28 protein-coding genes and 1 tRNA gene are annotated in these 26,101 nt (G+C 67.3%); 12 read left to right on the top strand and 17 right to left on the bottom strand.

The window, feature by feature from the left end; genetic code table 11:
- Nucleotides 1-18 precede the first annotated feature (18 nt).
- The 3 genes from pgm to NM203_RS20155 all read left to right on the top strand — a co-directional run bounded on the left by pgm (nt 19) and on the right by NM203_RS20155 (nt 3,070).
- Nucleotides 19-1,653, top strand: coding sequence for a phosphoglucomutase (alpha-D-glucose-1,6-bisphosphate-dependent) (pgm, locus tag NM203_RS20165; RefSeq protein WP_255062071.1), 1,635 nt, complete (start codon nt 19-21; stop codon nt 1,651-1,653).
- Nucleotides 1,654-1,663: 10 nt separating this feature from the next.
- Complete coding sequence (locus NM203_RS20160; protein ID WP_255062070.1) at nt 1,664-2,941, top strand: MFS transporter; 1,278 nt, start codon at nt 1,664-1,666, stop codon at nt 2,939-2,941.
- Nucleotides 2,942-2,997: 56 nt separating this feature from the next.
- A tRNA-Ala gene (locus NM203_RS20155) sits at nt 2,998-3,070 on the top strand.
- A 33-nt stretch (nt 3,071-3,103) separates the two neighbouring features.
- Here the strand turns inward: NM203_RS20155 and NM203_RS20150 are convergent.
- On the bottom strand, nt 3,104-3,445 hold the full coding sequence (locus NM203_RS20150; protein ID WP_255062069.1) for a hypothetical protein: 342 nt from the start codon (nt 3,443-3,445) through the stop codon (nt 3,104-3,106).
- Between the two features lie 13 nt (nt 3,446-3,458).
- The gene (locus tag NM203_RS20145) at nt 3,459-3,749 is read right to left on the bottom strand and encodes a DUF732 domain-containing protein (protein ID WP_255062068.1); all 291 of its coding nucleotides are present in this window, start codon (nt 3,747-3,749) and stop codon (nt 3,459-3,461) included.
- 112 nt (nt 3,750-3,861) lie between these two features.
- On the opposite strand from NM203_RS20145, the gene NM203_RS20140 reads away from it, so the two are divergent.
- On the top strand, nt 3,862-4,353 hold the full coding sequence (locus tag NM203_RS20140; protein ID WP_255062067.1) for a hypothetical protein: 492 nt from the start codon (nt 3,862-3,864) through the stop codon (nt 4,351-4,353).
- The gene (locus NM203_RS20135) at nt 4,350-5,669 is read left to right on the top strand and encodes a hypothetical protein (protein WP_255062066.1); all 1,320 of its coding nucleotides are present in this window, start codon (nt 4,350-4,352) and stop codon (nt 5,667-5,669) included. Before NM203_RS20140 ends, NM203_RS20135 begins: the two co-directional genes overlap by 4 nt.
- A 41-nt stretch (nt 5,670-5,710) precedes the next feature.
- On the opposite strand, the gene NM203_RS20130 is transcribed toward NM203_RS20135, so the two are convergent.
- From NM203_RS20130 to NM203_RS20120, 3 genes are all read right to left on the bottom strand, one after another.
- A complete protein-coding gene (locus tag NM203_RS20130) occupies nt 5,711-6,241 on the bottom strand; it encodes a hypothetical protein (RefSeq protein WP_255062064.1) in 531 nt (176 codons plus the stop codon).
- A 90-nt stretch (nt 6,242-6,331) separates the two neighbouring features.
- Nucleotides 6,332-7,264 (bottom strand): membrane protease subunit, stomatin/prohibitin, encoded by a 933-nt coding sequence (locus NM203_RS20125; RefSeq protein WP_255062290.1) that lies wholly within the window; start codon nt 7,262-7,264, stop codon nt 6,332-6,334.
- Nucleotides 7,265-7,357: 93 nt separating this feature from the next.
- The gene (locus tag NM203_RS20120) at nt 7,358-7,612 is read right to left on the bottom strand and encodes a hypothetical protein (protein ID WP_255062063.1); all 255 of its coding nucleotides are present in this window, start codon (nt 7,610-7,612) and stop codon (nt 7,358-7,360) included.
- A 246-nt stretch (nt 7,613-7,858) separates the two neighbouring features.
- Between NM203_RS20120 and NM203_RS20115 the strand changes: the two genes are divergently transcribed.
- Complete coding sequence (locus NM203_RS20115; RefSeq protein ID WP_255062061.1) at nt 7,859-8,836, top strand: AraC family transcriptional regulator; 978 nt, start codon at nt 7,859-7,861, stop codon at nt 8,834-8,836.
- On the opposite strand, the gene NM203_RS20110 is transcribed toward NM203_RS20115, so the two are convergent.
- Together NM203_RS20110 and NM203_RS20105 are read right to left on the bottom strand one after the other, a co-directional pair.
- Nucleotides 8,816-10,279 (bottom strand): AMP-binding protein, encoded by a 1,464-nt coding sequence (locus tag NM203_RS20110; protein WP_255062060.1) that lies wholly within the window; start codon nt 10,277-10,279, stop codon nt 8,816-8,818. The two genes, NM203_RS20115 and NM203_RS20110, sit on opposite strands and share 21 nt — an antisense overlap.
- Before the next feature lie 42 nt (nt 10,280-10,321).
- Nucleotides 10,322-10,576, bottom strand: a complete 255-nt coding sequence (locus NM203_RS20105) for a WhiB family transcriptional regulator (protein WP_308212841.1) — start codon at nt 10,574-10,576, stop codon at nt 10,322-10,324.
- A gap of 81 nt (nt 10,577-10,657) precedes the next feature.
- Here NM203_RS20105 and NM203_RS20100 point away from each other — a divergent pair, with 81 nt between their 5' ends.
- The gene (locus NM203_RS20100; RefSeq protein WP_255062058.1) at nt 10,658-11,269 is read left to right on the top strand and encodes a TetR/AcrR family transcriptional regulator; all 612 of its coding nucleotides are present in this window, start codon (nt 10,658-10,660) and stop codon (nt 11,267-11,269) included.
- Here NM203_RS20100 and NM203_RS20095 read toward each other — a convergent pair.
- Complete coding sequence (locus tag NM203_RS20095) at nt 11,229-12,110, bottom strand: AraC family transcriptional regulator (RefSeq protein ID WP_255062057.1); 882 nt, start codon at nt 12,108-12,110, stop codon at nt 11,229-11,231. The genes NM203_RS20100 and NM203_RS20095 overlap by 41 nt on opposite strands.
- Nucleotides 12,111-12,134: 24 nt before the next feature.
- Between NM203_RS20095 and NM203_RS20090 the strand changes: the two genes are divergently transcribed.
- The 3 genes from NM203_RS20090 (at nt 12,135) to NM203_RS20080 (ending at nt 14,426) form a co-directional block, all read left to right on the top strand.
- Entirely contained in the window at nt 12,135-13,397 is a 1,263-nt protein-coding gene (locus tag NM203_RS20090; RefSeq protein WP_255062056.1) for an amidohydrolase family protein, read from the top strand.
- 104 nt (nt 13,398-13,501) lie between these two features.
- A complete protein-coding gene (locus NM203_RS20085) occupies nt 13,502-13,663 on the top strand; it encodes a hypothetical protein (protein WP_255062054.1) in 162 nt (53 codons plus the stop codon).
- A 16-nt stretch (nt 13,664-13,679) separates the two neighbouring features.
- A complete protein-coding gene (locus NM203_RS20080; RefSeq protein ID WP_255062053.1) occupies nt 13,680-14,426 on the top strand; it encodes a hypothetical protein in 747 nt (248 codons plus the stop codon).
- A gap of 30 nt (nt 14,427-14,456) precedes the next feature.
- Here NM203_RS20080 and NM203_RS20075 read toward each other — a convergent pair whose 3' ends face one another.
- The 8 genes from NM203_RS20075 to NM203_RS20040 all read right to left on the bottom strand — a co-directional run bounded on the left by NM203_RS20075 (nt 14,457) and on the right by NM203_RS20040 (nt 21,405).
- On the bottom strand, nt 14,457-14,879 hold the full coding sequence (locus NM203_RS20075; protein ID WP_255062048.1) for a Zn-ribbon domain-containing OB-fold protein: 423 nt from the start codon (nt 14,877-14,879) through the stop codon (nt 14,457-14,459).
- Nucleotide 14,880: 1 nt separating this feature from the next.
- A complete protein-coding gene (locus NM203_RS20070) occupies nt 14,881-16,086 on the bottom strand; it encodes a thiolase family protein (RefSeq protein WP_255062046.1) in 1,206 nt (401 codons plus the stop codon).
- On the bottom strand, nt 16,086-16,673 hold the full coding sequence (locus NM203_RS20065; RefSeq protein ID WP_255062045.1) for a TetR/AcrR family transcriptional regulator: 588 nt from the start codon (nt 16,671-16,673) through the stop codon (nt 16,086-16,088). The genes NM203_RS20070 and NM203_RS20065 overlap by 1 nt, the downstream gene beginning before the upstream one ends.
- Before the next feature lie 75 nt (nt 16,674-16,748).
- On the bottom strand, nt 16,749-17,627 hold the full coding sequence (locus NM203_RS20060) for a DMT family transporter (RefSeq protein WP_255062044.1): 879 nt from the start codon (nt 17,625-17,627) through the stop codon (nt 16,749-16,751).
- Nucleotides 17,624-18,748, bottom strand: coding sequence for an acyl-CoA dehydrogenase family protein (locus tag NM203_RS20055; RefSeq protein ID WP_255062043.1), 1,125 nt, complete (start codon nt 18,746-18,748; stop codon nt 17,624-17,626). Before NM203_RS20055 ends, NM203_RS20060 begins: the two co-directional genes overlap by 4 nt.
- Nucleotides 18,749-19,981 carry an acyl-CoA dehydrogenase family protein gene (locus NM203_RS20050; protein ID WP_255062036.1) on the bottom strand — a complete coding sequence of 411 codons (1,233 nt, stop codon included), beginning with the start codon at nt 19,979-19,981 and terminating at the stop codon, nt 18,749-18,751. It lies immediately after the preceding gene.
- A 39-nt stretch (nt 19,982-20,020) separates the two neighbouring features.
- On the bottom strand, nt 20,021-20,677 hold the full coding sequence (locus NM203_RS20045; RefSeq protein ID WP_255062035.1) for a TetR family transcriptional regulator: 657 nt from the start codon (nt 20,675-20,677) through the stop codon (nt 20,021-20,023).
- 50 nt (nt 20,678-20,727) lie between these two features.
- Nucleotides 20,728-21,405: a TetR family transcriptional regulator gene (locus tag NM203_RS20040; protein WP_255062034.1), complete on the bottom strand. Its 678-nt coding sequence runs from the start codon at nt 21,403-21,405 to the stop codon at nt 20,728-20,730.
- Between the two features lie 544 nt (nt 21,406-21,949).
- On the opposite strand from NM203_RS20040, the gene NM203_RS20035 reads away from it, so the two are divergent.
- Nucleotides 21,950-22,819 (top strand): FAD-dependent oxidoreductase, encoded by an 870-nt coding sequence (locus tag NM203_RS20035; protein WP_255062033.1) that lies wholly within the window; start codon nt 21,950-21,952, stop codon nt 22,817-22,819.
- Here NM203_RS20035 and NM203_RS20030 read toward each other — a convergent pair.
- Nucleotides 22,787-24,643 (bottom strand): putative bifunctional diguanylate cyclase/phosphodiesterase, encoded by a 1,857-nt coding sequence (locus NM203_RS20030; protein WP_255062032.1) that lies wholly within the window; start codon nt 24,641-24,643, stop codon nt 22,787-22,789. The two genes, NM203_RS20035 and NM203_RS20030, sit on opposite strands and share 33 nt — an antisense overlap.
- 692 nt (nt 24,644-25,335) lie before the next feature.
- On the opposite strand from NM203_RS20030, the gene NM203_RS20025 reads away from it, so the two are divergent.
- Nucleotides 25,336-26,100 carry a hypothetical protein gene (locus NM203_RS20025; protein WP_255062031.1) on the top strand — a complete coding sequence of 255 codons (765 nt, stop codon included), beginning with the start codon at nt 25,336-25,338 and terminating at the stop codon, nt 26,098-26,100.
- Nucleotide 26,101 lies beyond the last annotated feature (1 nt).

Here is a 26,101-nt window from a genome sequence, read left to right as displayed (position 1 = left end):
AGAGCAGAATCGGTTGGCATGGCTGCCAATCCTCGCGCCGGGCAACCGGCGGAACCCGATGACCTGATCGACGTGGCGCAGGTGGTGACGGCGTATTACACCGTCGCGCCCGATCCCGACAACGTGGACCAGCAGGTGGCCTTCGGCACGTCGGGGCACCGCGGCTCGAGCCTCGACGCGGCGTTCAACGAGGCGCACATCCTGGCCACCACGCAGGCGATCGCCGAGTACCGCAAGGCGCAGGGCACCACCGGGCCGCTGTTCATCGGCCGCGACACGCACGCGCTGTCCGAACCCGCGTGGGCATCGGCGCTCGAGGTGCTCGCCGCCAACGACGTCGTCGCGATGATCGACGGTGCCGACCGGTACACGCCGACCCCCGCGGTGAGCCACGCGATCCTGAAGTTCAACAGGGGGCGCGACAGCGATCTGGCAGACGGAATCGTCGTCACCCCGTCGCACAACCCACCGCGCGACGGCGGCTTCAAGTACAACCCGCCCAACGGCGGTCCCGCCGACACCGACGCCACCGGGGTGATCGCCAAGCGCGCCAACGAGATCCTGCGCGGCGGACTCGCCGACGTGAAGCGCATCCCGCTTGCGCGGGCGCTCACCGTCGCCGAACGGCACGACTACATGAGCGCCTACGTCGAGGACCTGCCGAACGTCGTCGACATCCACGCGATCCGGGCCGAGGGCGTGCGGATCGGCGCCGACCCGCTCGGCGGTGCCAGCGTCGACTACTGGGCGGCGATCGCCGAGACGCATCAACTGGATCTGACCGTGGTCAATCCGCTGGTGGACGCCACCTGGCGGTTCATGACGCTCGACACCGACGGCAAGATCAGGATGGACTGCAGTTCGCCGAACGCGATGGCGTCGTTGATTCACAAGATCGGCGACTACCAGATCGCGACGGGCAACGACGCCGACTCCGATCGGCACGGCGTCGTCACTCCCGACGGCGGGTTGATGAACCCCAACCACTACCTTGCCGTGGCCATCGACTACCTCTACTCCAACCGCCCCGACTGGCCGGGCTCGACGGCCGTAGGGAAGACGGCGGTGAGCAGTTCGATCATCGACCGCGTCGTGGCGGGGCTGGGTCGCAAGCTGGTCGAGGTGCCCGTCGGCTTCAAGTGGTTCGTCGACGGGTTGATCGGCGGCACAATCGGTTTCGGTGGCGAAGAGAGCGCGGGAGCGTCGTTCCTGCGCACCGACGGATCGGTGTGGACGACGGACAAGGACGGCATCATCCTCGCGCTGCTGGCATCGGAGATCCTGGCGAAAACCGGGTCGACGCCATCACAGCGGTACGCCGAGCTCGCCGACAAGTACGGTGCCCCGACCTACGCCAGGATCGACGCACCGGCCAACCGCGAGCAGAAGGCGCGGCTGGCGAAGCTGTCGGCGGACCAGGTGAGCGCCACCGAACTGGCGGGGGAGTCGATCACCGCCAAGCTGACGACCGCTCCCGGCAACGGGGCGCCGCTGGGCGGGCTCAAGGTCACCACCGAGAACGCCTGGTTCGCAGCGCGGCCGTCGGGCACCGAGGACGTCTACAAGATCTACGCCGAGTCGTTCCAGGGTCCCGAGCACCTCGCGCAGGTGCAGGAGGCGGCCAAGGAAGTGGTCAACGCGGTGATCGCTTAAAGTCCGATGAGTGAGTTCTGATGCGGAGGCCGACTGTCTGACCGACGCCTCCGATAACCCCAAACCGAAGCTGCCCACCGAGGTCTGGGTGCTGGTCAGTGCCAACGCGGTCATCGCCATCGGCTACGGCGTGGTGGCGCCGGTGCTGCCGCAGTACGCGCGCAACTTCGGGGTCAGCATCGCGGCGGCGACGTTCGTCGTCACGGCGTTCGCGATCATGCGGTTGGTGGGCGCACCGCCCGCGGGTCTGCTGATCCAGAGGTTCGGAGAGCGCCGGATCTACATCAGCGGCCTGCTGATCGTCGCGCTCTCAACGGCCGCGTGCGCGTTCGCCGAGACTTATTGGCAGCTCCTGGTGTTCCGGTCGCTCGGCGGTCTCGGTTCCGCGATGTTCTCGGTGTCGTCGTTCGGGCTGATGATCCGGATCTCGCCCCCCGATGCGCGTGGCCGCGTGTCGGGTCTGTTCACGTCGGCCTTCCTCGTCGGATCGGTGAGCGGCCCCGTGCTCGGAGCGCTCACCGTCGGTCTGGGGCTCGCGATGCCGTTCATCATCTACGGCGTCGCGTTGCTCGTCGCCGCGACGGTGATTTTCATCAGCCTGCGGCACTCGGCGCTGGCCACCCCCGACATCGCGGCGGAGCAGGCGATCTCGGTGGGCACGGCGCTGCGCAATCGCGCGTACCGGGCGGCGCTTCTGTCGAACTTCGCCACGGGCTGGTCGGCCTTCGGGCTTCGCATCTCGCTGGTCCCGCTGTTCATCGTGGAGGTGCTCGACCGCGGCCCCGGCTGGGCCGGCCTCGCGCTGGCGACGTTCGCCGTCGGCAACGTGGCGGTCGTCATTCCCAGCGGTTACCTCTCCGATCGTGTCGGCAGGCGGATCCCGCTGCTGATCGGGCTGCCGGTCGCAGCCGCGGCCACGGTGCTCGTCGGCTTCACGTCGTCGCTGCCGCTGTTCCTCGTCGCGGCGTTGATCACGGGCGCCGCGACGGGCATCTTCATCTCGCCACAGCAGGCCGCAGTGGCCGACATCGTGGGCAGCAATGCCCGCGGCGGCACCGCGGTCGCGACGTTCCAGATGATGTCGGACTTCGGTGCGATTCTCGGCTCGCTGGCCGTCGGGCAGATCGCCGAGCACCTGTCCTATGGCGCCGCCTTCGCGGTGAGCGGAGCAATCCTGCTCAGCGCCGCTGTCGCCTGGCTGTTCGCGCAGGAGACCCGGCCGAAGATGGAAACCGCGCACACCGCCGCCCGACCACTGGGTCCGGAGGCGTGCGGAGAGGCGTCGTGACCAGCGGTTTTGAGCGGCCGTTGCGGGTGGTGTAGCGTAGCCGGGCACGACATTTAGGGGCTATGGCGCAGTTGGTAGCGCACCACACTGGCAGTGTGGGGGTCAGGGGTTCGAATCCCCTTAGCTCCACTTAGAACACGCAGATCGCGACGTCGCCAACGACTAGCTCATCGGCCCGAACGTGCGCATCGCACGCTTCACCTGATCCAGGTACTCCGGACAACCACCCTCCACCGACTCCCAGGTGATGTCGCCGGCGGACTCCAGATCCCAGCCCTGGTCCCGCAACCCGTTGATCACTGCGAGCGCATCGTCGGTGCCGACCGGCGGATGCTGTTCGGCGGCTTCGTCGAGAGCGACGCACACCCTCCAACCGTTCGCCTGGATTTCGTGGTTCTCGTCGGGCGTCAGGAGGCCGTAGACGTTCGGTTCGGCAGCGGCTGGCGCGGCCAACGTCAACGCCACCGCTAGCGGCAGAGTCAGAATCCCCGAAAATCTCCCCATGCGGTTAGTCCGGTCAGCAGTCCAGGTATCGAGCTGACGCGATCGTGACGTCGATGGCTACGGACGGGGTCACGTCGAGGTCGTCGGACACCATGTTCGACACGGCCGATGTGGGACTTCCCGCGCGGAGCATGCTGCACACCCTGTCTGCTTCCGTCAGCAGCTGTTCGCTCGTCAGGAACGGGAATCGGGTGAGTAGCGGACGCAGGAAGTCGTCCTGATCGGTGGCAGCCGCCGGTGGGGCAACAGCTACCGCTGCGGCCAGCGCGACGAATGTGAGCCCGGCGATGCGACGCTTGTTCATGAGTAGTGTTCTACCCGCGTTCGAGCGAGTCCGAGTGCCAATCGCCGCGGACCGTAGCTCGGCCTCGTTTTTGCCGCCATCTCGGGGGATGCCGGAGTGCGAGACTGGCCGGGTGGATGTCGTTCTTCGAGCGGGTGTGCTGGAAGACCTGCCGGCACGGGAGTTCCTCGTCTCGCCCGGCTTCGCCGGGATCGCGGCGTTGCTGGCCGCGATCATCGCCGCGGGTGCGGTGCTCTACGCATCGCGACGAGCCCGGCAGCGGTTCGACCTGCATCGTGAGCAGGAGGAACGCGGTCGACAACTGGGTCGAGACGACACAGCGAAGGCGCTGGCGTGGGAGCGGTGGCAGTGGGTGGTCGACAAGGCCGGTGTAGAGCCCGCGGTGAGTGAGGGCGCCACTCTGGGTCTCGGCCCTGCCGTGGCCCTGGAACTCCTGCGCGGCCTGCTCCGTGACGCCGAGGCGCTCGGCGACGACACGCTCGCCAAGGCGATCGCGGTGTATCAGGAGCAACTGCTGCTCGTGCTGGCGCAGCAGGGCGGCCCCGTCGCCGGACTCGCGGGCGTTCCCACGGCGGACGCGCCCGACGATGGAAAACCCCGATGACCACCACCCGGCAGCACATCGAGGACCTCGACGTCGAGACGTGGGCGACGCTGACGCGACGCGCCGCGAAGGACGCCGTCGCGGCCGCCGAGCGGCTGGGCATCCAACCGCGCGCCGAATCGGTCGCGATGGCCGAGATGAGTGAGCGCGAACTCGTCGAGCACCGCGAACGCAACGACCCTCCCGTGCCCCACCGGTCGCTGGCGATGCAACTCGTGGAGGCCGACCATCTGCGTCATGCGGCCGAAGACCGGGCCCGCGACGCACACCAGGGCAGGCTGGACGCCGAATCGGCGGCCTCGCTTGCACGCGGTGAAGCCGCTGAGTCCGCGGCTGCGGCGACGGCGGCTGATGAGCGTGCCCGCGCCGCCGAGGCCGAGGCCGCGCAGGCGAAGGCCGAGATCGCACGGATCCGCGCCGCCGCAGCGGCCGACGTGGCGGCGGCCGACGAGCGGGCTCGGGCTGCCGAGGAACGAGCCGACCAGCGCAGCACGGAACGGGCGACCGAGCGGGCGGCCGGGGAGAAGGCCGTGCAGCAGTTGCAGGCCGAGATCGCGCGGGTGCGCGCCGCCGCAGCGGCCGACGTGGCGGCGGCCGAGGAGAAGGTCCGGGCTGCCGAGGAACGAGCCGACCAGCGCAGCACGGAGCGGGCGACCGAGCGGGCGGCGGGGGAGGAGACCGTCCAGCGGATTCAGCTCGAGCTCGAGAAGGTGCGCTCCGATGCCGCAGCCGAAGTGGCTGCGGCACAGGGGAAGGCGAGCGGTGTCGTCGCCGCCGCGCGGGAAGCCGCAGACGCCGAGATCGCCGCCGCGCGGGAAGCCGCAACGGCCGAGATCGCCAACTGGAGGGCCCATTCCGCGAACATGGAGCGCTGGGCGCGGGGCGAGGTGGCCAAGCAACTGCTGACGATCCCCATCCCGCCGCGGGAACTGCGCAATCGGATCGGCACCGTCGAGATCACCATCGACGCGCTGTACCAGATCGACTACGTGCTCGAGGTGGGTCTGGACGAGGACGCGGACACTCGGTTCGCGCCCGATCTCGAATTCACCCGAAGCCTCGCGCTGAGGGTGCAGCAGCAGGCCAGGGATCTCACAACGGAACTGGCCAATCTGCCCTCGCGCTTCCTCGACCCGCCACAGGTGGAGATCGCCACCGGCTACGCGGTTGCCGCCGGCGATGCCTACCGCGCGATCCTTCAGCGCATCGACGGCGCGCTCGCGCGGATCGGACGTCGCTTCCACAGTCCGGACGCCGAGATCATCGCCGCGGTCACCGCAATGCTCGACGACCTCCGGGCACAGGGCCTCACCTAGCGGGACGGCGAAAACGGTGTTGCCCGAGGCGTTTCCGTCGCCTAGCGTTGCGCGTCCATCAGCCGGTTGGCCGTGTCGAACTGCTTCTGCGCGTCGGCCATCAACGACGTGAACCGCTCCACGTCGGCTGTGCTGGCTCCCGCGAGGGTGAAATCACCGCAAAGTCTCACCGCCGATTCGACGTCGTCCACCATGGCCTGCAGCGCCCCGGTCACCCCGGGGTCGGGGCTCGGAAGTGCCGCGCGCAGCGGATCGGCGTCGCGGTCCAACACCGCGCACGCCTCCTGGAGGGTGCCCAGGTTCTGGGATTCGATCGCATCGACGATGCCCCCCATCGAGGCCGTCAGATCGGAGAAGACGTCGCTGTGGGCGGCCCGCCACGCGGCGACCGCCTGCTGCGGCTGCGGTGTGACGCCTCCCGCGGTTTCCGTGGGTGTCAGGGGAGAGGCCGTCGCCGACCGGATCGACGTGATCGGCGGCGGCACCGGTGGCTTGGTCGCCTCGTCCGGCTCGTCGCTGCACCCCGCCACCGCGATCGAGAGCGCGATGAGAATTGCCGGGGTGCTCCTCACTTAGCAAAGCCTAGCGAGACGCAGTCAAGATCGCCCTGCGACACACTCGGTGCGGGGCGACGACGTGGCAGGAGACCGCGGGTCAGATGATCAGCCGCCCTGCGGCACCACGTAGGTGGGTTGGTAGGGATTCTGGCCCGCGTCAATGGCTTTGGACCGCAAGTAGTCCTCGACCGACGGATACCCCGAGATCTCAGCCGCCTGCTGCAGCGCCCGCTGCCTGGCCAGTTCGGTCTGCGCCTGCGCCGTGGCGATCTCTGCTTCCGCAGCGGCCTTCTTTGCGTTGGCCTCGGCGATGCCCTTCGCCTCGGTGGCCCGGCCGTCTGCGATCGCCTTCTGTTCGGCGATGATGGCCTCCTTGAGACCCTCGTCGCGGGGCTCCGGCTTGAGTACCGTCACCTGGAAGTTGCTGAAGTAGTCCTGCCCGTTGGTGCGGGCCTTGCTGGCGTTCGGCAGCTCCTGCCGCAGGGCGTTCTGGAACTCGACGCGGATCGCCTCGTCATTCCAGATCTGCTGCCACGTGTACTTCTGCGATACCCGGATGAGCGTCTGCTCCAGCGGTTGTCCGACAACGTAATTGAGCAGTTGTATCCAGCCGTCACTGGGCAGACCGTCCTCGTTCAGCCAACCCTGGTACTTCGTCCCGAACTCGCGGTGGAACGACTTGAGCTTCTCGCAGTCGGTGGTGAGGTCGAACGTCACCGATACGGGCACCAGCAGTTCGGCGGGTGCCTTCGCGTTGGACACCACCACATACGGTTCGCGTTCCGCTCCGGTGTCGAAGGTGGCGTCCCAGGAGATCTGACGCGCCGGATAGCGGTAGACGTCGACGCTGCCGTAGATCTCCGACGTCTCCTCCTGCAGACACTCGATGATCGCCGGGTCGGTGGGGATCAGAACGTAGTTGTCGACGATGATGGCGGTCTGGCCCGCGGTCACCCGTGCCGTCGTGCACGCGGACAACCCGAACACCGTGCCGAGGACCGCCACCGCCGCGACGCCGGCGATACCCCACTTGCTCACCTTCAAGGGCCAGCTCCCCTCCGTGCGCAGCCGGACAGCCGCGGAACGAAGTCATTATTGACCTTGATCCGCGAATTCGTCGCGGTTGTGCGATCAGCGCGGTGGCGCGGGTGGCGCGGGCGCTGGCACCGGCAGGCCGCCGCCACCGGGGAGCTCGGGGATCTGAGGTGCGGGCGGTGCCGGCGGCGCGGTGGTCAGATTGCCGGGGTTCCAGTCGGTGTTACCGAACAGCAGGTCCCAGTTCACGGTGTGCAGCACAGCCCAGCCCATCACGCCCGCATAGATCAGGCCGAGTACGGCTACGACGCCGACCAGCCACCACACGGCGAACTCTGCTCTCTGCGTCACTGCGGTAACCCCATTTCGACGATGAATGTGGTTCGAGGGTAGCCATGGGCGCCGCGTGGCCGGGCGAGGGAGCCGCGATTGGCAGCCGACTCCCACGTAATCACGTCGCCGCCGTACCGTCGATCTTGATGACAGCAAACTAATCAATATCCGACGTTTCGTCGGTTTTGCGCCTATCGTGGTGGTCGACCGCACCTTTTACAGCGCAGCGCGGTGCCGGCGTCTGCGCAGGGAAGGAGAGGGCGAATGTCGACGATCGGATCGTTCCTGGTCGACACCGACGACATCGGTGAGGCCGAAGCCGCGTTGAGCGAGAACTTCGGCCGGATCAACATCGGCGTCGTCCCCGACGGATTGCCGACGAGGACGCGCATCTGGCGCAACGAGATCGGCAAGTTGACCCTCGACGACGCCGAGTACACCTATTCGATGGAGTACTCGATGCAACCGCCGGAGCACATCCTGCTGTGTCGGGTGAGATCGGGTGTCATCGAGGAACGCACCGGCTCCGGCGATCCGGCGGTGTACGGACCGGGATCGGCCGCCGCTTTCGGCGCCGTCGCGAACACACCGTTCCGGGGCAGGGTCCATTCGGCGGTCTACGACCTCTTCGTCATCGACAGGCAGTGGCTGAACGACGTCAGCGGGCGATCGGATCGCCCGGTCGAACTCGGCTCGTCCCAACCTCTCTCCGCATCGGCGAATCAGCTGATCGTGGACGCCCTCGACTACGTTCGGCACGGGGTGATGGCGAACGCGCACGCCCCCGCGGAGCCTCTGCTGGCGGGCGCCTTGACCAACTACCTCGCGTCGGCGGTGATCTCGGCATTCCCCGTCGACGCGCCGGATGCGGACGTGCCGACCCGGCTCCCGCGGAGCACCGAGGTGCTCGTCCGGCGCGCCACCACCTTCATCGACGAGAACGCCCACACCGACATCACGCCCGCCGATATCGCGGCCGCCGCGAACCTGACACCTCAGGTGCTGGACATGATGTTCGTCCATCACCACGGCTGCTCGCCGACGCAGTACGTGCGCCGCGTCCGGCTCGACCACGCACACCACGATCTCGCTGCTGCGGACCCGGCCACGACGACGGTCGCCGACGTCTCCAGGCGGTGGGGGTTCGGCAGCGTCAGACGTTTCGCGATTTCATATCGCCTGGCCTACGGACGGTCCCCGAACGCCACATTGCAGGCCTCGTCACCGTCCGCCCGCCTCTGATCGTCGCGCGAACTCGCGCACCGCCGCCTTCGACACCTTGCCGTTCGTCGTCACCGGCAGCGCATCGACGAACAGCACGCGCCGCGGTCGCTTGAAGCCCGCGAGGTGGGCACGCGAATGGGCGATCAGCTCGTCGATCGAGGGCGCGCTGCCGGACCGCTGCACCACGACGGCGCATATCGCCTCACCCCAGTAGTCGTCCGGCACACCCACCACCGCCACGGCATCGACGTCCGGATGCGTCGACAGCACGTCCTCGACCTCGCGCGACGACACGTTCTCTCCGCCGGTGATGATGACGTCCTTCAGTCGGTCGGTGACGACGAGCCGGCCCGAGTCGTCGAGCCGTCCGACGTCGCCGGTGCGGAACCACCCATCCGACTCGACCAGCGCGGGAGCGAATTGCGCTCCCCGGAGCTGGATCTCACCGGAGTCAGCTGCGAACCGCACGTCCACCTCGGCGTGCGGTCGCCCCGCGCTCCGCAGCGCTGCGGCGTCACCCGCCGCACCTGCGCGGTGCTCGTCGGGGCCGAGGAACGTGACGTTTCCGCCGGCTTCGGTCATCCCGTAGCCCTGGTGGAAGTCGACGTTCAGCCGCTCGATCGCTCGACGCAACAGATCGGCGGGTATCGCCGCCGAGCCGTAGGCGATCTCGCGCAGCGTCGGCAGGCGGACGTCGGTGCCGGCGAGATACTCGAGCAGGCTGTGCAGCATCGTCGGCGCGAGCGAGCACGAGGTCACTCCATGGGTGTTCACGGCCTCGACGAACGACTCGGGGCGAAACGCCGGCACGGGTAGCACCGTCGAGAACGCGGCGTGCTGGACGAGCATGTTGTAGCCCGCGATGTGGCACATCGGAAACGGGAGCAGGTACACGCCACCGGAGCGCACCGATCGGCCCGACACCGTGCCCCGAACCGCGGTGGAGATCGAACGGTGAGTGTGGACAACGGGTTTCGGTGCGCCGGTCGAGCCGCTGGTGAACAACCACCACGCGGGATCTTCAGCGGATACGTCTGGACGATCGGGCCGGTGCTCCAGCGCGCGTGACCATTCGGCGTCGGTGAACGCGACGGTCGGCCCGGCGTGGCGGAGCGGGTCGAGATAGCGCTGGTCGCCGAGCACGACCGCGGGCCGTGTCGCTGCGAGTTGTGCGACCTGCTCGTCGACGCTGAGCCGCTGATTGACGAGCACGAGAACGCGACCGGCCGCGGGCACGCCGTAGTACAGCCGGGCGTAGTCGGCACCGTTGTCGGCGATGACCGCAACCCGACCGCCGCGGTCCGTCACCTGCGAAACCCAGCCGGCTACTGAGCGCACGTCACGATCGAGCTGAGCGAACGTCGTCGAGGTGCCGTCCGGGCTGACCAGAGCCAGGCGGTCCGGTACCGCGGCCGCAGCCGCCGACACCAGGTCGTGGATGCGGTCGATCCGGTGCGGCATGCGCTCGACCTTAAGCGCGATGCCGAGGAAATCGGGACGCGGCTAGTTCGCGTGCCGTTCGGCCAGCGACCGCAGTTGGCGCAGGGCGAACTGCCGGCCGCGGCCCCCCTGGGGGATGAGGATGCCCGCCCAGACGCCCTCGGCACCGGGTGTCGTGCACGCGTCCCTGGCGCATCGCCAGCGGTGTGAACAGCGTCGGCAGAGTGCCTTGGCGCCCTCGTCGGCGGCCGTGGTCCACCGATCGGGGTCGCGTTCACACGGGAACGCCACGTCCAGCTGGATAACGGTCGAACTCACCCTCGCTCCTCCCGACACGCGACGCCACGACAATACATGTGTATCGGCCGGACGATACAGTTGTATTGCTAGTATCGCCACGTGACAGTGACCGCCGACGCGATCCGCGACGAGCGCACGACCATCGAGCGCATTCGCGCCGCCGCCATGAAGAGCTTCGCGGAGCAGGGGTCGGCCGCCACGACGATGCGCGGCGTCGCCGCCGCGGCAGGCGTGTCCCTCGGGTTGGTGCAACACCACTTCACGACGAAGGCCGGGCTCATCAAGGCCGTTGACGACTACGTCCTGAGTCTGGTGATCGCGTCGATGTCGCAGCCGCTGTCCGACGGGCCCGGCGATTCGATCTCCGAGATCGGCGGCAGGATCAACGCGCTGATCGCGGCGCAACCGGACGTGGCCCGCTATCTCGGACGCGTGCTGGTCGACGGAAGTCCGTTCGGCGCCACCGTCTTCGACACCCTGCTCGCGCTGGGAACGGCGCGGTGGCATCACCGCGTCGAGATGGGCGAGGTGCGCTCCGACGTCGACATCACCTGGGCGGCGATCAACGGCCTGGTGCTCGCCCTCGGCGCCATCAGTCTGCGAACACACCTCGACCGGCACCTGCCTGAGCCGTTGACGAGCCCCGGTCAGCTCGCACGATGGCAGGCCGCTACGGACGCGCTCCTACGCGAAGGGCTGTTGCGGCACTAGGTCGAACTCGTTCGTCGGCCACCCGTTTGCGATAGGCGCTCGGTGTCTCGCCGCAGAACTGAGTGAACGCACGACTGAACGAACTGAGGCTGTCGAAGCCGACCGAGCTGGACGTCTCCTGCACGGACTGCTCGGGTGCGGCGAGCAGCGCCATCGCCCGGAGCATGCGCGCGTGGAGGAGATACGTCCGCCACGGCATTCCGATGGTGTCGGCGAAGAGTCGCCGCAGCGTCCGCTCGGACACCGCGACCTCTCGCGCCACGTCGTCGGTGGTCACGGCGTCGAGGTGCGCCTTCGTGTACGCCAGCGCCGCCGCCACGATGGGGTGATCGGATGTCGGAAGGCTCAGCGGCGCTTCGTGATCCAGGGCTTCGGATACCAGCGCGGCCAGCGTGCGGAAGAAGTCGTCGGACGTGCGGTCGCCGTGTGCGCGGTCGATGGGCCACCGCAGCGCGTACAGCATCATCTCGCGAATGAGCGGCGACACCGCGATGATGCGGGCGCGCCCGTCGGCCTGCGGGATGAGCGTCGGATCGAACATCACCGCGACGGTCTTCACGTCGGGGTTCATCACGGCCTGATGCTCGAGGCCGGCGGGGATCCACGCAGCCTGCTGCGGGGGGAGCAGGTAGTGCGCGGTGTCGGTCTCCACCTCGACGACACCGTGCACGGCGTACTCGATCTGATGGACCTCGTGCGAGTGCCAGCCCGTGATGAGCGCTTCGCCTTCGTAGAGGTAGCTGCCGCCGAGGGCGCGGCCACCGCGGCGCAGTTCGATGACCCGCCTGGCCAGGTTGGCCGATTGGGGCAAAAGTCTGTCCGAAGTCGCAGAGCCGGTCACGGGATCTGACGGTACTACTGGGATATGCAGACCGACGACCTGATCCTGGTGAGCATCGACGACCACGTGGTCGAGCCGCCCGACATGTTCCTCAACCACGTACCCGCGAAGTACAAGGCGGAGGCGCCGATCGTCGTGACGGACGACAAGGGCGTCGATCAGTGGATGTATCAGGGCAGGCCGCAGGGTGTCAGTGGACTCAACGCCGTGGTGTCGTGGCCCGCAGAGGAATGGGGGCGCGACCCGGCGGGTTTCGCCGAGATGCGACCCGGCGTGTACGACGTCCACGAGCGGGTGCGCGACATGAACCGCAACGGCATCCTCGCGTCGATGAACTTCCCGACCTTCACCGGCTTCTCCGCGCGACACCTCAACATGCACCGCGAAGAGGTCACGCTCGTGATGGTGTCGGCCTACAACGACTGGCACATCGACGAGTGGGCGGGCAGCTACCCGGACCGCTTCATCTCGATCGCAGTCCTGCCGACCTGGAATCCCGAGGCGATGTGCAAGGAGATCCGCCGCGTCGCCGCGAAGGGCTGCCGCGCGGTCACCATGCCGGAGCTGCCGCACCTCGAGGGGCTGCCGAGCTACCACGACGACGAGTACTGGGGCCCGGTGTTCCAGACGCTCTCGGACGAGAACGTGGTGATGTGTCTGCACATCGGCACCGGCTTCGGCGCGATCAGCATGGCGCCCAACGCCCCGATCGACAACCTCATCATCCTGGCCACCCAGGTGTCGGCGATGTGTGCGCAGGACCTGCTCTGGGGCCCGGCCATGCGCAAGTACCCGGACCTGAAGTTCGCGTTCTCCGAAGGTGGAATCGGTTGGATCCCGTTCTATCTGGATCGCAGCGATCGGCACTACACCAATCAGAAGTGGCTGCGCCGCGACTTCGGCGACAAGCTACCCAGCGACGTGTTCCGCGAGCACTCGCTGGCCTGCTACGTCACCGACAAGACGTCCCTGAAACTGCGCCACGAGATCGGCATCGACAACATCGCATGGGAGTGCGACTACCCGCACTCGGATTGCTTCTGGCCCGACGCGCCGGAGCAGGTGCACGCCGAACTGCTGGCCGCAGGCGCCGACGACACCGACATCAACAAGATCACCTGGGAGAACTCCTGCCGCTTCTTCGGTTGGGACCCGTTCAAGCTGACGCCGAAGGAGCAGGCGACCGTCGGGGCGTTGCGCGCCAAGGCAACCGACGTGGACGTGTCGATCCGGCCGCGCAGGGAGTGGGCGCAGCTGTACGCGGAGAAGCAGCTCGCCAAGGCGTGAGCTGTGAATGAACCTCCGACTGTGGACAACTCGCGGTACTCGGGCTGATTCGTCGGACCGGGCCCCGAGACTCGTCGCAACATCGATTTGCGAGGAGTTCGGGCATGGGCAACAGGGCCAACATGGTGGTCGTCGAGAACGGCGACTGGACGCTGCATTACGCGCATTGGGCGGGCTGCCGCATGCTCGATGCTCTGGCGTTCGGACCGGAGCACGCGGTGCGGTACATCCGAGCTCACGAGCTGTGGCCCACCGAGCGGTGGTGAGGAGCTCGCGGCGTCGATGAACGAGCGGAGAGCGATGCTCGGCCTCCTCCCGCTGATTTGGCCCGGCTACGAGGTCGGGTGGGCGTACGGCGGAACCGACGAACTGGTGGATTACCTAGGTGCTGGACGGCATTGGGATCTCGGCCGACCGGGCGTGGAGTTGGAGCTCGCGAATGCGCGTTCCGGCCTGTGCCACCTCGTGTCAGTTGTCGATGGGGACGGTCGTCTTCGAATGTGGCCGCTCCAGTGGGGGTACAGCGCCGCGTGGCAGGGTCCGTCGATGCTGGACACGCTGCCCGGCAAAGGCGTAGCCCGCATGAGCAGGACCGAGATTCCGGAAAGCGGTGTGCACGTCGACGTGGCGGATCGGACAGTCGGTGTCTGGATCACCTCAGAAGCCAGAGGGATCTTCGACCTGATGCCCGAGCGATGGCCCGAATGGCGGACGGAATGCTGGGACGATCGCTACGAGGAGCAACTGCTGCGCTGCGGCGGTGCGTTGCGCTTGCCGGTAACCGATCTCCGCGCAGGCATCGATGAAGTACGAGATTGGCTGCGCAAGAGAGTCTTCCAGAGCTTCGAGGACAGCCCGGCGGGTGCCATTGTCAAGATGGCGGGCCTGCTGACAGATGCAGGACTGCCCGAGCCGACCATCCGTGCGAGTGCTGTGGCGAGCTCGCCCTTTCGACCCGACCGCGACGCGTGGAACCGCTTCGCGGCGGCATGCGAGGCGCAGCACCTGCTGTATACCGAGAGCGCGTGAGGCTCTGGATGTCGAACACCGCGCAGTCGCTCAGGCGGGCTCGTAGCGCAGCATCGTCACACCGGCGTCGGGGTAGTCGGTGAACACCGGTCGCACGCGCATGCCGACCCGGAGGTCCTCTGTTGCGGCGTTCACGATCTCGGTGGAGAACCGCGGTCCCTCGTCCCACTCCACAACGGCGAGAACCTGGGGGACGTCGTCGGTGAAATGCGGTGACACCGCGCGATAGCAGACGGTGAACGTGTACAGCGTTCCGGCGCCGCTGATCTCACGCCATTCCAGGTCGTCGGCCAGCGTGCCCGGCGCGAGCACCCGAGGGTAGAAGATCCAGCGCTTCGATGACGGCGAGTACTGGATCCGAATCCTGTGCTCTGCCAGGGCGTCCCAGAACGGTTGGCTCGTCGGGGTGGGAATCGGCATGGGTTTCGCCATGGGTTTCGCCATGGCGGTCATGTCAGTCGCCCTCCAGAACCAGCGTGGTCTGCTCGGACAGGATGCCGCCGTTGCCCGACACGAACGCGCGGTGGCAGTCGGCGACCTGGGTGGCACCCGCCCGGCCCATGATCTGCCGGGTGGCGTCACATACGTGATGCATACCGCCTGCGATGCCGGGTTGGCCGTATCCCAGTTGTCCGCCCGCCGTGTTCATCGGGAAGTCGCCACGGAACGTCATGTCGTGCTCGGCGATGAACTGAAGACCCTTGCCCTTCTGGCAGAAGCCGGCGTCCTCCAGGCTCATCAGCACCGTGATGGTGTAGCAGTCGTAGATCGACACCACATCCATGTCCGACGGGCTCAAACCCGCCATGCCGAAGGCGGATTCGGCGGCCTTGATCATCGGCGTGTCGAGCAGTCGTTCGGCGTAGGTGGGGGTCTTGTACGGCACCCGTTCGCCGAAGCCCTTGACCCACACCGGCCGGTGGCGGCCGCGGCGGGCCAGTTCCGCGTCGGTGACCAGCACAGCGGAGCCGCCGAGCACGGGCATGACGATCTCGAGCATGTGCAGCGGCGCGGCGATGACCGGGCTGGCGAGCACGTCGTCGACCGTGAGCGGAGTGTCCTTGAAGATGGCGCCCGGAGTGTGGTTGGCGTTCACCCGCTGGTCGACGCTGATCTTGGCCATCGCGCGTTCGTCGTAGCCGTAGGTCGCCGCGTACAGCGTGGCGACCTGACCGTAGGGACCGTTCTGGCCGAGATTGCCGTAGGGGATCTCGAACTCGGCCTGCGGCGAACCGTAGCGGTTGCTCGAGGCGCCGAAGTAGAGCATGTCGCCGAAGTCGAGCGGCTTGGCCGCCGACATCGGGGTCAGCGGCGTCGCGGGGATGACGCAGAGCACGGCCCGGCACAGCCCGAGTTCGACGGCAGCCGCTGCGCGCCACACCATGGCGGCGGCACTTGCTCCGCCGAGGTCGACGATCTCGGCGAAATTCGCTCGGATACCGAGGTATTCGATGATCGTCGAGGGGACGAAGATCTGCGACTCCTGCAGGTGCCCGGTACAGATGCCGTCGACGTCCGACGCGCTGAGTCCCGCGTCGTCGAGTGCGGCGGCCGCCAGCCGGGCCCACTGCTCGATGGTGAATTCGAGCGGTCCCGTCGGCTTCTTCGTCGCGGGCAATTCGGTGTAACCGACGATCGCCGCCTCGCCACGCAGTCCCATCAATTCTCCTCGGGAAGGACGAGGGCCAGCATGGTGTCGAGGCGGGTGGCCATCACGCGGTAGCTGACCGCACCGGATTCAACCTGCAGCAGTGCTCCCCAGAACAGCGTCTCGAGGGTCTCGAGCACCTCGGGCCATGCGCCCATGCCCATCGCGGCGGCGATGCGGCGCCGCACCTCCGCGGCGATGCGCGTGCGGGCTTCGGCGACCGCCGCGTCGTCGTTGCGCAGCAGCGCGCCGGTACAGGCGACGGCGAGCCGCGGTTCATCGGCGACGACGAGGGTGACGGCGCGCAGCTGCTCACTGACCCTGGCCCGCGGGCTCGCCGTCGGATCGACGTCGAGGGGGAGCTCGGTGACCCTGGCGAGATACAGCTCGGCGAACATCGCGTCGAGGGACGGGAAGTGCGTTCGCAACGCGGATGGCGCGATGCGGGCGCGCTGCGCGAGCGCGGGCACGGACACGTCGGGTCCCGCGGACTCGTCGAGCATTGCCGCGGCCGCACCGAACACCCGTCGGCACGTGAGCGTGCGCTGGGCGTGAGGATCGCGCAGACGGGTGACGCGAGCCACCGCTGAGCTGGACATGTGTCCAGGTTAGCCAAGTCCTCCTGGCTGTGCAATCCCGTCCTGTGTCGCCGCTGACGGGATGTCGGAGGTCGCCTAGTCGGACACCTGTCCACTGCGCTCTCCGGACCGCCGTGTCGCGAGCACCGATCCGGCGAGGATCAAGCCGAGTCCGGCGAGGTGGGCGGCCGTCACGTGCTCGTCGAGGATCAGCACCCCGGCGGCCAGCGCGACGGCGGGGTTGACGTAGGTGAAGACCAGCGCTCGCGTGGCGCCGACCTCCCGGATCAACGCGAAGAACACGATGAACGCCAGGGCGGTGCACAGGACGGCGAGACCACCGATCGCGAAAAGCACTTGTGCAGAGGGAATTTCGGATGGCCAGGTCGCCGCGGCGGGGACCGCGTAGATCAGCGCCGCCACCGCGAGGCACGCCGTGGTCAACTGCATCGCCGGGACGTCACCGAGATACCGCGCGGCGATGAGCGGGGCGATGGCGTAGCAGGTGGCCACCAGCAGCACCTCGAGCACCGGCCAGGTGGAGCCGCCACCCAGCTCCGGGCCCGCAAGCGCGGCCACGCCCCCGAAACCGATGGCCAGTCCGGCGATTCGCTTCGCGCCCAGGCGTCGTTCACCACCGGTGACGCGGTCGAGCGCGGCGGCGATGATCGGCGACGCCGCGATCAGGAGTCCGGTCAGCGAGCTGGTCAAGTGGCGTTCGGCATCCGACAGCAACAGCCAGGCCGCGATCACCTCGAAGAACGCGAACGCCAGCGCGGGCTTCCAGTGCCGGAGTACCAGCGCCCACGCCGGTCGGGAGAGGCTGAGCGGCAACAGGACTGCGGCACCGATCGCGGTGCGGGCCAGAACCAGCACGGGCACCGATACGCCCTCGACCGCCACCTTGATCATCAGGTAGGGCACACCCCAGATGACGCTCATCGCGGCGAACAGCGTCCACCCGCGCAGGCTCACGTCGTGGTCAACCTCGCATACCGTGCGACGTGGTGGTCGGTGGTTCCGAACTCGTACTGGACGGCGGTCAGCCGTTTGAAGTAGTGACCGATCGCGAGTTCCTCGGTCATGCCCATGCCGCCGTGTAACTGCACCGCGTTCTGTCCGATGAATCGCGCCGCGCGCCCGATCGTCGCCTTGGCCGCCGACACCGCCTTCGCGCGCACGGCGGGCTCGGCCTCCAGGTTCAGGATCGCGAGATACACTGCGGCAATCGACTGTTCGAGTTCCATGTGCATGTCGACCATGCGGTGCTGGAGTGCCTGGAACCCGCCGATGGGCTGGCCGAACTGCCGGCGTTGCTTGGCGTACTCGACGGTGTCGGCGAGCACCTTGCGCATGCACCCCACGGCCTCGGCGCACACCGCCGCGGCACCCTCGTCGCGCGCCGTCTCGATCGACGGCCACGCCCGACCCTCGTCACCGAGCAGCGCGTCCGCGTTCAGTCGCACGCCGTCGAGGACGACGTCGGCGGCTCGCCGGTCGTCCACGGTTCGGTAGGCGTGCAGGGTCAGCCCCGATGGCTCCTCACCGAGGTCGACGAGGAACAGCGACTGACCGCCGGGGGTCTTGGCCGTGACGATCAGGTGGGTCGCCAGTGGGGCTGCGACGGCCATCGTCTTGGCGCCCGTGAGCACCCAGTCGGATCCGTCCCGCGTCGCGGTCGTGCCGATATCGCGCCAGTTGTCACCGCATTCCGCCTCCGCGGCGGCCAACGCCACGATCGCGGTTCCCTCGCAGATGCCCTCGAGCACCTCGCGTCCGGCCGTGGACTCCGCGCGGAGCAGCAGCCCGGCCGCGACCACCGCGGCGTCGACGTACGGTTCGACGACGAGCGCGTGACCGAGGGCCTCGGCGATCACCATCACCTCGACGGGTCCGCCACCGATGCCGCCGACCTCCTCGGGAAGGGCCGCGCCGAGGATCCCCAGCTCGTCGGCGAAGGCCCTCCAGATCTCGGGTTGCCAGCCGGCGCCCGTCTTGACCGCCGTCCGGCTCTTCTCGAGCTCGTAGCGCGTCGCCAGGAACTTGTTGAGGCCGTCGCGCAGCAGTTCCTGTTCGTGCGAGAGGGTGAAGTCCATCTACAGTCCCAGTTCCGCTTTGGCGAGGATGTTTCGTTGAATCTCGTTGCTGCCGGCGTAGATCGAGCCGGCGCGGTCGTTGAAGTAGCGCAGTGACGCGACCGCCTGCCACGGCTCACCGCTGACGTAGCCGTCGGCGGGCGGTTCGTATCCGGCGACGGGACCGCCGGGGAAGGTGGCGTGCGGTTGATAGGCGCGGCCCCTCGGCCCGGCGGCTTCCATCGACAGTTCGGTGAGAGTCTGGCTCAGCTCGGTCGACAGGATCTTGAGCATCGACGATGCGGAACCGGGGTGTCCGCCTCCGGCGAGCGCGGCGAGCACTCGGTATTCCAGGACTTCGAGTACTTCGGTGCGGATGCGCGCCTCGGCGAGTCGCCTGCTGAATGCGGGATCGTCGATCAGCCGGCCGCCGTCCGGGCCGGGCTGGGACGCCGCCGCCGCTGCGACCTCGTCGGCCAGCACCTGCAGGGCCGGGGCGTTCGCACCGCCGCCGCGTTCGAACTCCAGCAGGTACTTGGCGACGGTCCACCCGTCGTCGACGCTGCCGATGACGTTGCGCTTCGGGACGCGTACGTCGTCGAAGAACACCTGGTTCTGGATCTCCTCGCCGGAGGTCATGACGAGCGGACGGATCTGAATGCCGGGGGAGGTCATGTCGATCAGCACGAACGTGATTCCCTGCTGCTTCTTGCCCGTCCGCGACGTTCGGACGAGGGCGAACATCCAGTTCGCCTCCTGCGCGTGCGTGGTCCAGATCTTGCTGCCCGTGCAGACGAGGTCGTCGCCGTCGTCCACTGCGGCCATCGAGAGCGCGGCCAGGTCGGATCCGGCCTCCGGCTCCGAGTACCCCTGGCAGAAGAACACCTCGCCGGTCAGGATGCGCGGCAGGAAGTAGCCCTTCTGCTCGTCGGTGCCGAACGCGACGATCGCGTGGGCGACCATGCGAATACCCATCGGAGACAGGGAGGGCGCGCCGGCGAGTGTCGATTCGCGACTGAAGATGTAGTGCTGCGTCAGGCTCCAGTCGCACCCACCGTGCTCGACTGGCCACGCGGGAGCCGCCCAGCCGCGCTCGTGCAGGATCGCCTGCCACGCCATGCTCGCTTCGTGATCGCTGTAGACGCTGGTCTGCAGCCGTCCCGCCTGCTGAAGTTCCGGAGTCAACCGGTCCCGGATGAACGCCCGCACCTCATCACGGAACGCGATGTCCTTCTCCGACCACGTCACATCCACTTGTGTAACCTAGCAACAGATGTGCTGCCCCGGAACGCCCTAGGGCCTGTCCTTGTCCCGTGAGCGAGTGGACTGGCGGGCCAGGAACTCCCGGTAATACCCCACGGAGTCCGGTGCCACGATGGCGGGCAGCAGCACCTCCCAGGTGGTGACGAAGTGCTTGCCCAGCTCCTTACCGTCGTCTAGGGATGCGGACAGCAGTTCCGAGCCGAGCATGCTGCCGAAGATCGTTCGGCCGACGGCCTCGGCGTCGAGGTCTGCGCGCACGTCTCCCTCGGCGATGGCGGCCTTGACGCGACCGGTCATCTCGGCGAGGAACTCCCCGTAGGTGCGTTTGGCCGCGGGGTTGAACCCGCCGAATGTGCGCAGCAGGCGGGAGGCGGCCTGTGCGAGCTTGTCGTTGCGGATGGTGTCGGCGACCATGAAGACGCCGTGGATGACGTTCTCCAGGGCCGGCGAGCCCGTTCTCCCTGCGGCTCGGAACGCACCGATCACCCGATTGCCGCCGTCGTCGATGATGGCGGTGGCGAGCACTTCCTTCGAGTCGAAGTGGTAGTACAAGGCGCCCTTGGTCATTTCGGCGCGGTCGATGATGTCGGCGAGCCCGGCTGCCGGGTAACCGATCTCGTTGATCAGGTCGACGGCCGAGTCGATGATCTTCTGCCGCGTGGCTTCCGAACGGGCTTGACGGACCACTCTGCGATTACCTCAGTCAATTCATCCGATGCGACGTACGTTCCGGGGAATCATAGATTGCCATGGACCAATGGCGCTGTATTCCTGATGGCGAGTGCGGATCGGCGTTGGATGAAGCCGTGTAGATAGTCGAGCCGTCCCGGTTCGGCGAACCCGGGAAGGATCAGGAGCAAGGTCGCTTCGAGGTCGCCGATCAAGGTCTTCGGCTCGTCCAGATCGCTGGTCTGGCGCAGGCCCAGGTACATCGACACGATCGTGCGAGCAACCGCCTCGGGGTCGACCGCGGGCAGCACATCCTCTTGCTCTTGCGCCTGTCGCACCAACTCAGCGAAGCCGCCGACCCAGACGTCCACGACCTTCGCCTGCAGTCCGTCGAAGCGGCCGACCGACTCGAGCAGATTCAGTCCGGCCCTGGCCATCTCCTCACCGCAATCGGAGACCGCGATGAGGTACGTCACGTCGACGAGCGTTTCGAGCGCCGAGGACGATGGCGTGGTGAGGTCGGCCACCTGCTGCCGCGTGAGCTTGGTGCGCTCCTCGATGACCGCCATCGCCAGCTCGTGCTTCGACCTGAAATGCGTGTAAAGCGCGCCCTTGGTGACGTCTGCTCCCAGGAGGACGTCGTCGAGGTTGACCCGGGTGTACGGCTTGAGTGCGAACTCGTGCGCGGCGGCGTGGATGATGTGCAGGCGGGTCGCGGCGGGTCCGGAGTCGGCGGCTTCGGTCACCAGATCGCACCCCCGTCGCCGTCTGCGTCGGCCCGGTCTCGCGCGACCGCGGTGGTTCTCAGCGTGACCACATTCTGGTTGTCGACGTACCCGATTTTGCTACAGACTCGCGGTCATCTCCAGTGGTGCAGAACATTCCATTGGTATGTAAAGTAGGAGGGGTGAAGACTGGTGGTCTGAAGCCGGGGATGGGTCTGCGGGGGCCCGAACCGTCGGAGATCTGCACGTCGGAGGCGGTATCGCGCTTTCGTCTGCCCTCCCGCGCTGGTGGGTTCAGCGCGTTGCCACAGTCCGCACAGGCAAACTCCTTCGAATCCCCGCGCGGACCGTGGCAACGTCGTTTCCGCGGTCAGTGGCCAAACTCAAAGATGGTTTCGGCGTGCCGTGTCGATGCCTTTGAAGTGCAGCCGATGCCCCATCGCGGACGGGTCCCGACGTTTACGTCGAGCGTCCCAGCCGGTCGGTGGAAATTGACCGCAGTATCGAAAAGGCAACGTAAAGGTAAATAACGTCGATGTGGGATATCGAAGTTGACGTGGCATGTGTGGGAGCTGGACCGAGCGCGTTGGCAGGCGCTGTGGCCACCGCCGATATGGGGGCGACGGTGTTACTCGCCACCCCGTTGGCCGACCGCGGACCAGCCCGCTCGAACGTCGCCCTGCAACAGCGAGTCGGGGGATTTCTCGGTAGCTGGGCGCGCCTCGACATGGACGAGGAGACCGACCACTATCTGACCGCGCTCGTCGAGGACTACTGTGCGCCCGGAGATTTCTCGGGTGATTCGCGGATGACGGTGCGCGCCGTCAGTGCGATGCCCAGCGGTGGCTCCGCCGCCGCGTTCATCGGTTCGCGGCTGGGCAAGTGGAACGCGACGTGTCTCGCGTCTCCCTACGGACTGCTCTTCTCGAGTGTGTCCGGCTGGCGCACGTCGAAGATGCGGACCGAGGACGGGCAGTCGATCGAGGTGCAAGCCCTCGGGACCGTCAGCTCGGGCGACCTCGCCGCCGGATTCGATGCCACGTGGTGGCTGCGGTCCGAGGCGCGCGCCCGCGGGGTCGAGGAGCATCGCTTCACCGAACTGAGGCGCATCGTGTTCGACGACGGACGCATCGTGGGCATCGAACTCGACACCGCCGACGGCGTGTTGGCGGTCGGCATCCGGCGCGGGCTGGCGCTGTCGTCGGGTAGTGCACCGGCGGGGCAACTTCCCCGGACGGTGCACTCGGCAGGGGGCGAGGACCTGCAACTGTGCATCGTCGGACAGCCTGCAAGCCGTTTCCTTCGCGTCGAATTGCTCGGCACCGTGGTGCCGGAACGGCCCCTCTGCACGGCCTCCGGCAAGCGGCTGCGGGACGCCCTACGTGATACGAGGTCGCTGCCGTCACTCGCCGGCCGGTGCGGAAAACCGCGCTGACACATGGCCCTTCGTAAGGAGGGCGGCGAGGTCGGTGGCGCTGATAGGCGGCGACAGCAGGAATCCCTGTGCGCGGTGGCAGCCGTGGCGGAGCAGCGTGATGGCTGCGGCTTCGGTCTCCACACCCTCTGCGACGAGTTGCAGACCGAACGCCTCGGCCAGGGCGATGGTCGCCCGCACGATGGCCAGGTCGTCGGGATTGGACCCGAGGTCCGTCACGAAGCTGCGGTCGATCTTGAGGACGTCCACCGGTAGCGCCTTCAGGTGGGACAGCACGCTGTAGCCGGTTCCGAAGTCGTCGATGGCGATCTGCACGCCGGCGGCCTTGAGTCCGTTGAGCGTGATGCTGGTGGTTTCGATGTCCTGTACGACGACGCTCTCGGTGATCTCCAAGCAGATCGACCCCGGTTCCAGGCCGAACTCGCGCATGGTGGCGGCGACGGATTCGGCGAAACCGGCGCTGACGAGCTGCACCGGAGACACGTTGATCCGCAACACCGTGCCGATCCCGATGCCCGCGGCCCGGAAGCTCGCGAACTCGGAACAGGCGGTTCTGATCACCCATCGGCCCAATTCGCCTGCCAGATTGATGGATTCGGCCACCGGGATGAAGTCCGCCGGTGAGATGGCCCCACGCGTCGGGTGGTCCCACCGCACCAGGGCTTCGGCAGCCAGCACCTCACCGGTGCGCATGTCCACTTCCGGCAGGTACCGCAGGTACAGCGCGCCGTCCTCGATCACGCTGCCGAGGTGCAATTCGATGTCGGTGCGGTACTCGGCTTCCTGCGACATCTCGTCGGTGAACATGGCGACTTGATTACCGCCTGCGGCCTTGGCGTTGAGCAGCGCGAGGTCGGCGCGGCGTAGCAGGTCCGACGTGGTGTCGCGGCCGGGAACGCCCTGAGCGACTCCGACGCTGACGGTGCGCGCGAGCACCTCGCCGTCAAGCGACACCCGCTCGCTGATCGCATCCAGGAGTTCGCCGCCCATCTTCTCCGCGGCCACCGCGGTGAGCCTGCTCGCGGGCACGACGACGAACTCGTCGCCGCCGAGTCGGGCGATGACCGTCTTCGGCTTGGTGCGCTCCTGCAATCGTTCGGCGAGGACCTTCAGGAACCGGTCACCGGCGGTGTGTCCGAGATAGTCGTTGATCGTCTTGAGCCGGTCGAGGTCGAAGAACAGCGCGGTCACCGGGCCCGAACGGCCTGCGGCGAGCCGCTTCTCGAGATGTGCGAGCAGCGCGCGCCGGTTGTAGACCCCGGTGAGGTCGTCACGATCGGCGAGATAGCGCAACTGCTCCTCGGCCTTCACCCTGGCTTGAACCTGGGCGAAGAGCGAGCCGATGGCCTCCAGCGCGTTGAGCTCGTCCTCGCGCCACTCCCTGTCGCCGATCTTGACGAAGCCGAGCACGCCGGTCGTGACATCCCCGGACACCAGGGGTGCCGCCGCAAGCGAGGTTTGAGGGATGTTGCGGCCCTGTTCGATGCGCTTCTGGTAGTCCGCGTCGTCGGGCCGGAACACCGCGGGCTTCTTGAAGTGCTCCGCGTACTTGAACACCGGATCGGCGTTCTCGAAGTAGACGACGCCGATGGGGTCGGGGTCGGGAACATCGGTGCGGACGGGCCATTCGGCGATGAGGATCGACGCGTGAATGCTGTGGTCGTTGTGCCGGAGGAAGCTGACGTCGACGGCGAAGTAGTCCACCAGCAGCTCGAGCATGTCCTGGCTCACCTGGGCGGCGGTCGCGGCGTTGGCCGCCATCAACCGGGCAGCGACGGTGACGACCAATCGCTCCAGGCTGAACGGCGCACTATCCGCGAACATTCACGGATTTTAGCCGTCGCGTCGGTTTCACGGGTGCGGGCCCGGTGGGGTTATCTGAGGGATCCCTGGCGAATCGCGCACAGGTTGGGAATTCCAGCAACTTTCGACGGCCACGCGAACGGTCGCAAAGCCTGGGTGGACCATTGTCGGGGGCGCGTTTGCCCGGTCGTCGCCGCCCGGTACCGGCCCGCAGCTATTGCCAATTAGCTGAAATTGCACACTTTCGCATTACTACTAGCGAGTTTGACGCGTGTCGGCGTCGAAATTTCGCGGTGGAGGCAAATTGACTGCCATTTGCCAATGGCGGCCGATCGAGAGGTTGCTCCTCGACACGGCGCACGGCGTTTCGGATCTGGCTACCGTCCATCACTTTGTCGGTATCGCATGGCGGCTGTCCGAGCCGCGGCGTCCGGCAGCCGCAGATCGAAGGAACTACCAGGCAGGGAGCCCTGTTGCCAGTGCCTGGCGCGGATTGAGAGGGCGGATATCGTCAGCTTCTCATCGTGGTGAGTGCGCTGTCGGGATTCGTGAAAACGGCGGCCGTGGAAATCGACGGATACGGTGATTCTGTTTACTAAAGCGATCATGGCAAGCGCTAGTCGGATAGGCTTTCGAATGGGAGGGGAAGCGAAATGCCTGGCTGGCTTCGCAATTAATTGCCAGCCGCGTGATAGGGACAGGAGCGGATGCTCGTGAGCATTGGCAATCCCCAAGTGGACGTCCGTACGGCTATCGAGTTGCCCGTTCACCGCTGGCGCGACCAGGCGTCCGGCTGCTCGATGCTTGCCGCGACGCCGGCGGCACTTCCCGACCTCTGGGAGGAGTTCCTCGACGGAGCACTTGGCAGCTATCGCAGGCACGGTGTCGAATGCGCATTGGATGTCGCCGCGATCGCCGACGGCCGCGATACGGCCCTGTTCTTCGTCGCTCTCGACCGGCGCGAAAGGGTCGTCGCCGGGGTTCGCGCGAAGGGCCCGTACGGTTCGCCGGACGAATCGCACGCCGTGGTCGAGTGGGCGGGTGAACCCGCCATGGTGGACGTCCGCGCGATGATCGCCGATCGGATCGGCGCCGGTGTCGCGGAGGTGAAGTCGGCGTGGGTGGGTGACGGCTCATCCAACGGTCGGACTCTGACCCGCGTACTAGCTCGCTCTCCGCTTTACACGATGGCGCTCTTGAACATTCAGCACGTCATGGCGACATCCGCCACCCACGTCCTGGAACAGTGGCGGTCATCGGGCGGCGTGATCGCCAGGCACATCGCGCCCGCGCCGTATCCCGATGCCCGTTACGAGACCAGCATGATCTGGTGGGACCGAGCCACGGTGATGCGGCACGCCGAGCCCGACCAGGCGGTCAAGATCGCGTTCGAGACCGCGGCCCTGCGGCGCGGCGACTTCCAGTACGACGCCCGTCCTTCGGGCGGCGACGATTACCGCGAGTCCGCGGCGGCGTGAC

The sequence above is a fragment of the Mycolicibacterium arenosum genome (genome assembly GCF_024320865.1).
Taxonomy (GTDB): Bacteria; Actinomycetota; Actinomycetes; order Mycobacteriales; family Mycobacteriaceae; genus Mycobacterium; species Mycobacterium arenosum.
The sequence above is the reverse complement of the archived record's forward strand: the minus strand, read 5'-3'. Positions and strand labels throughout refer to the sequence as shown.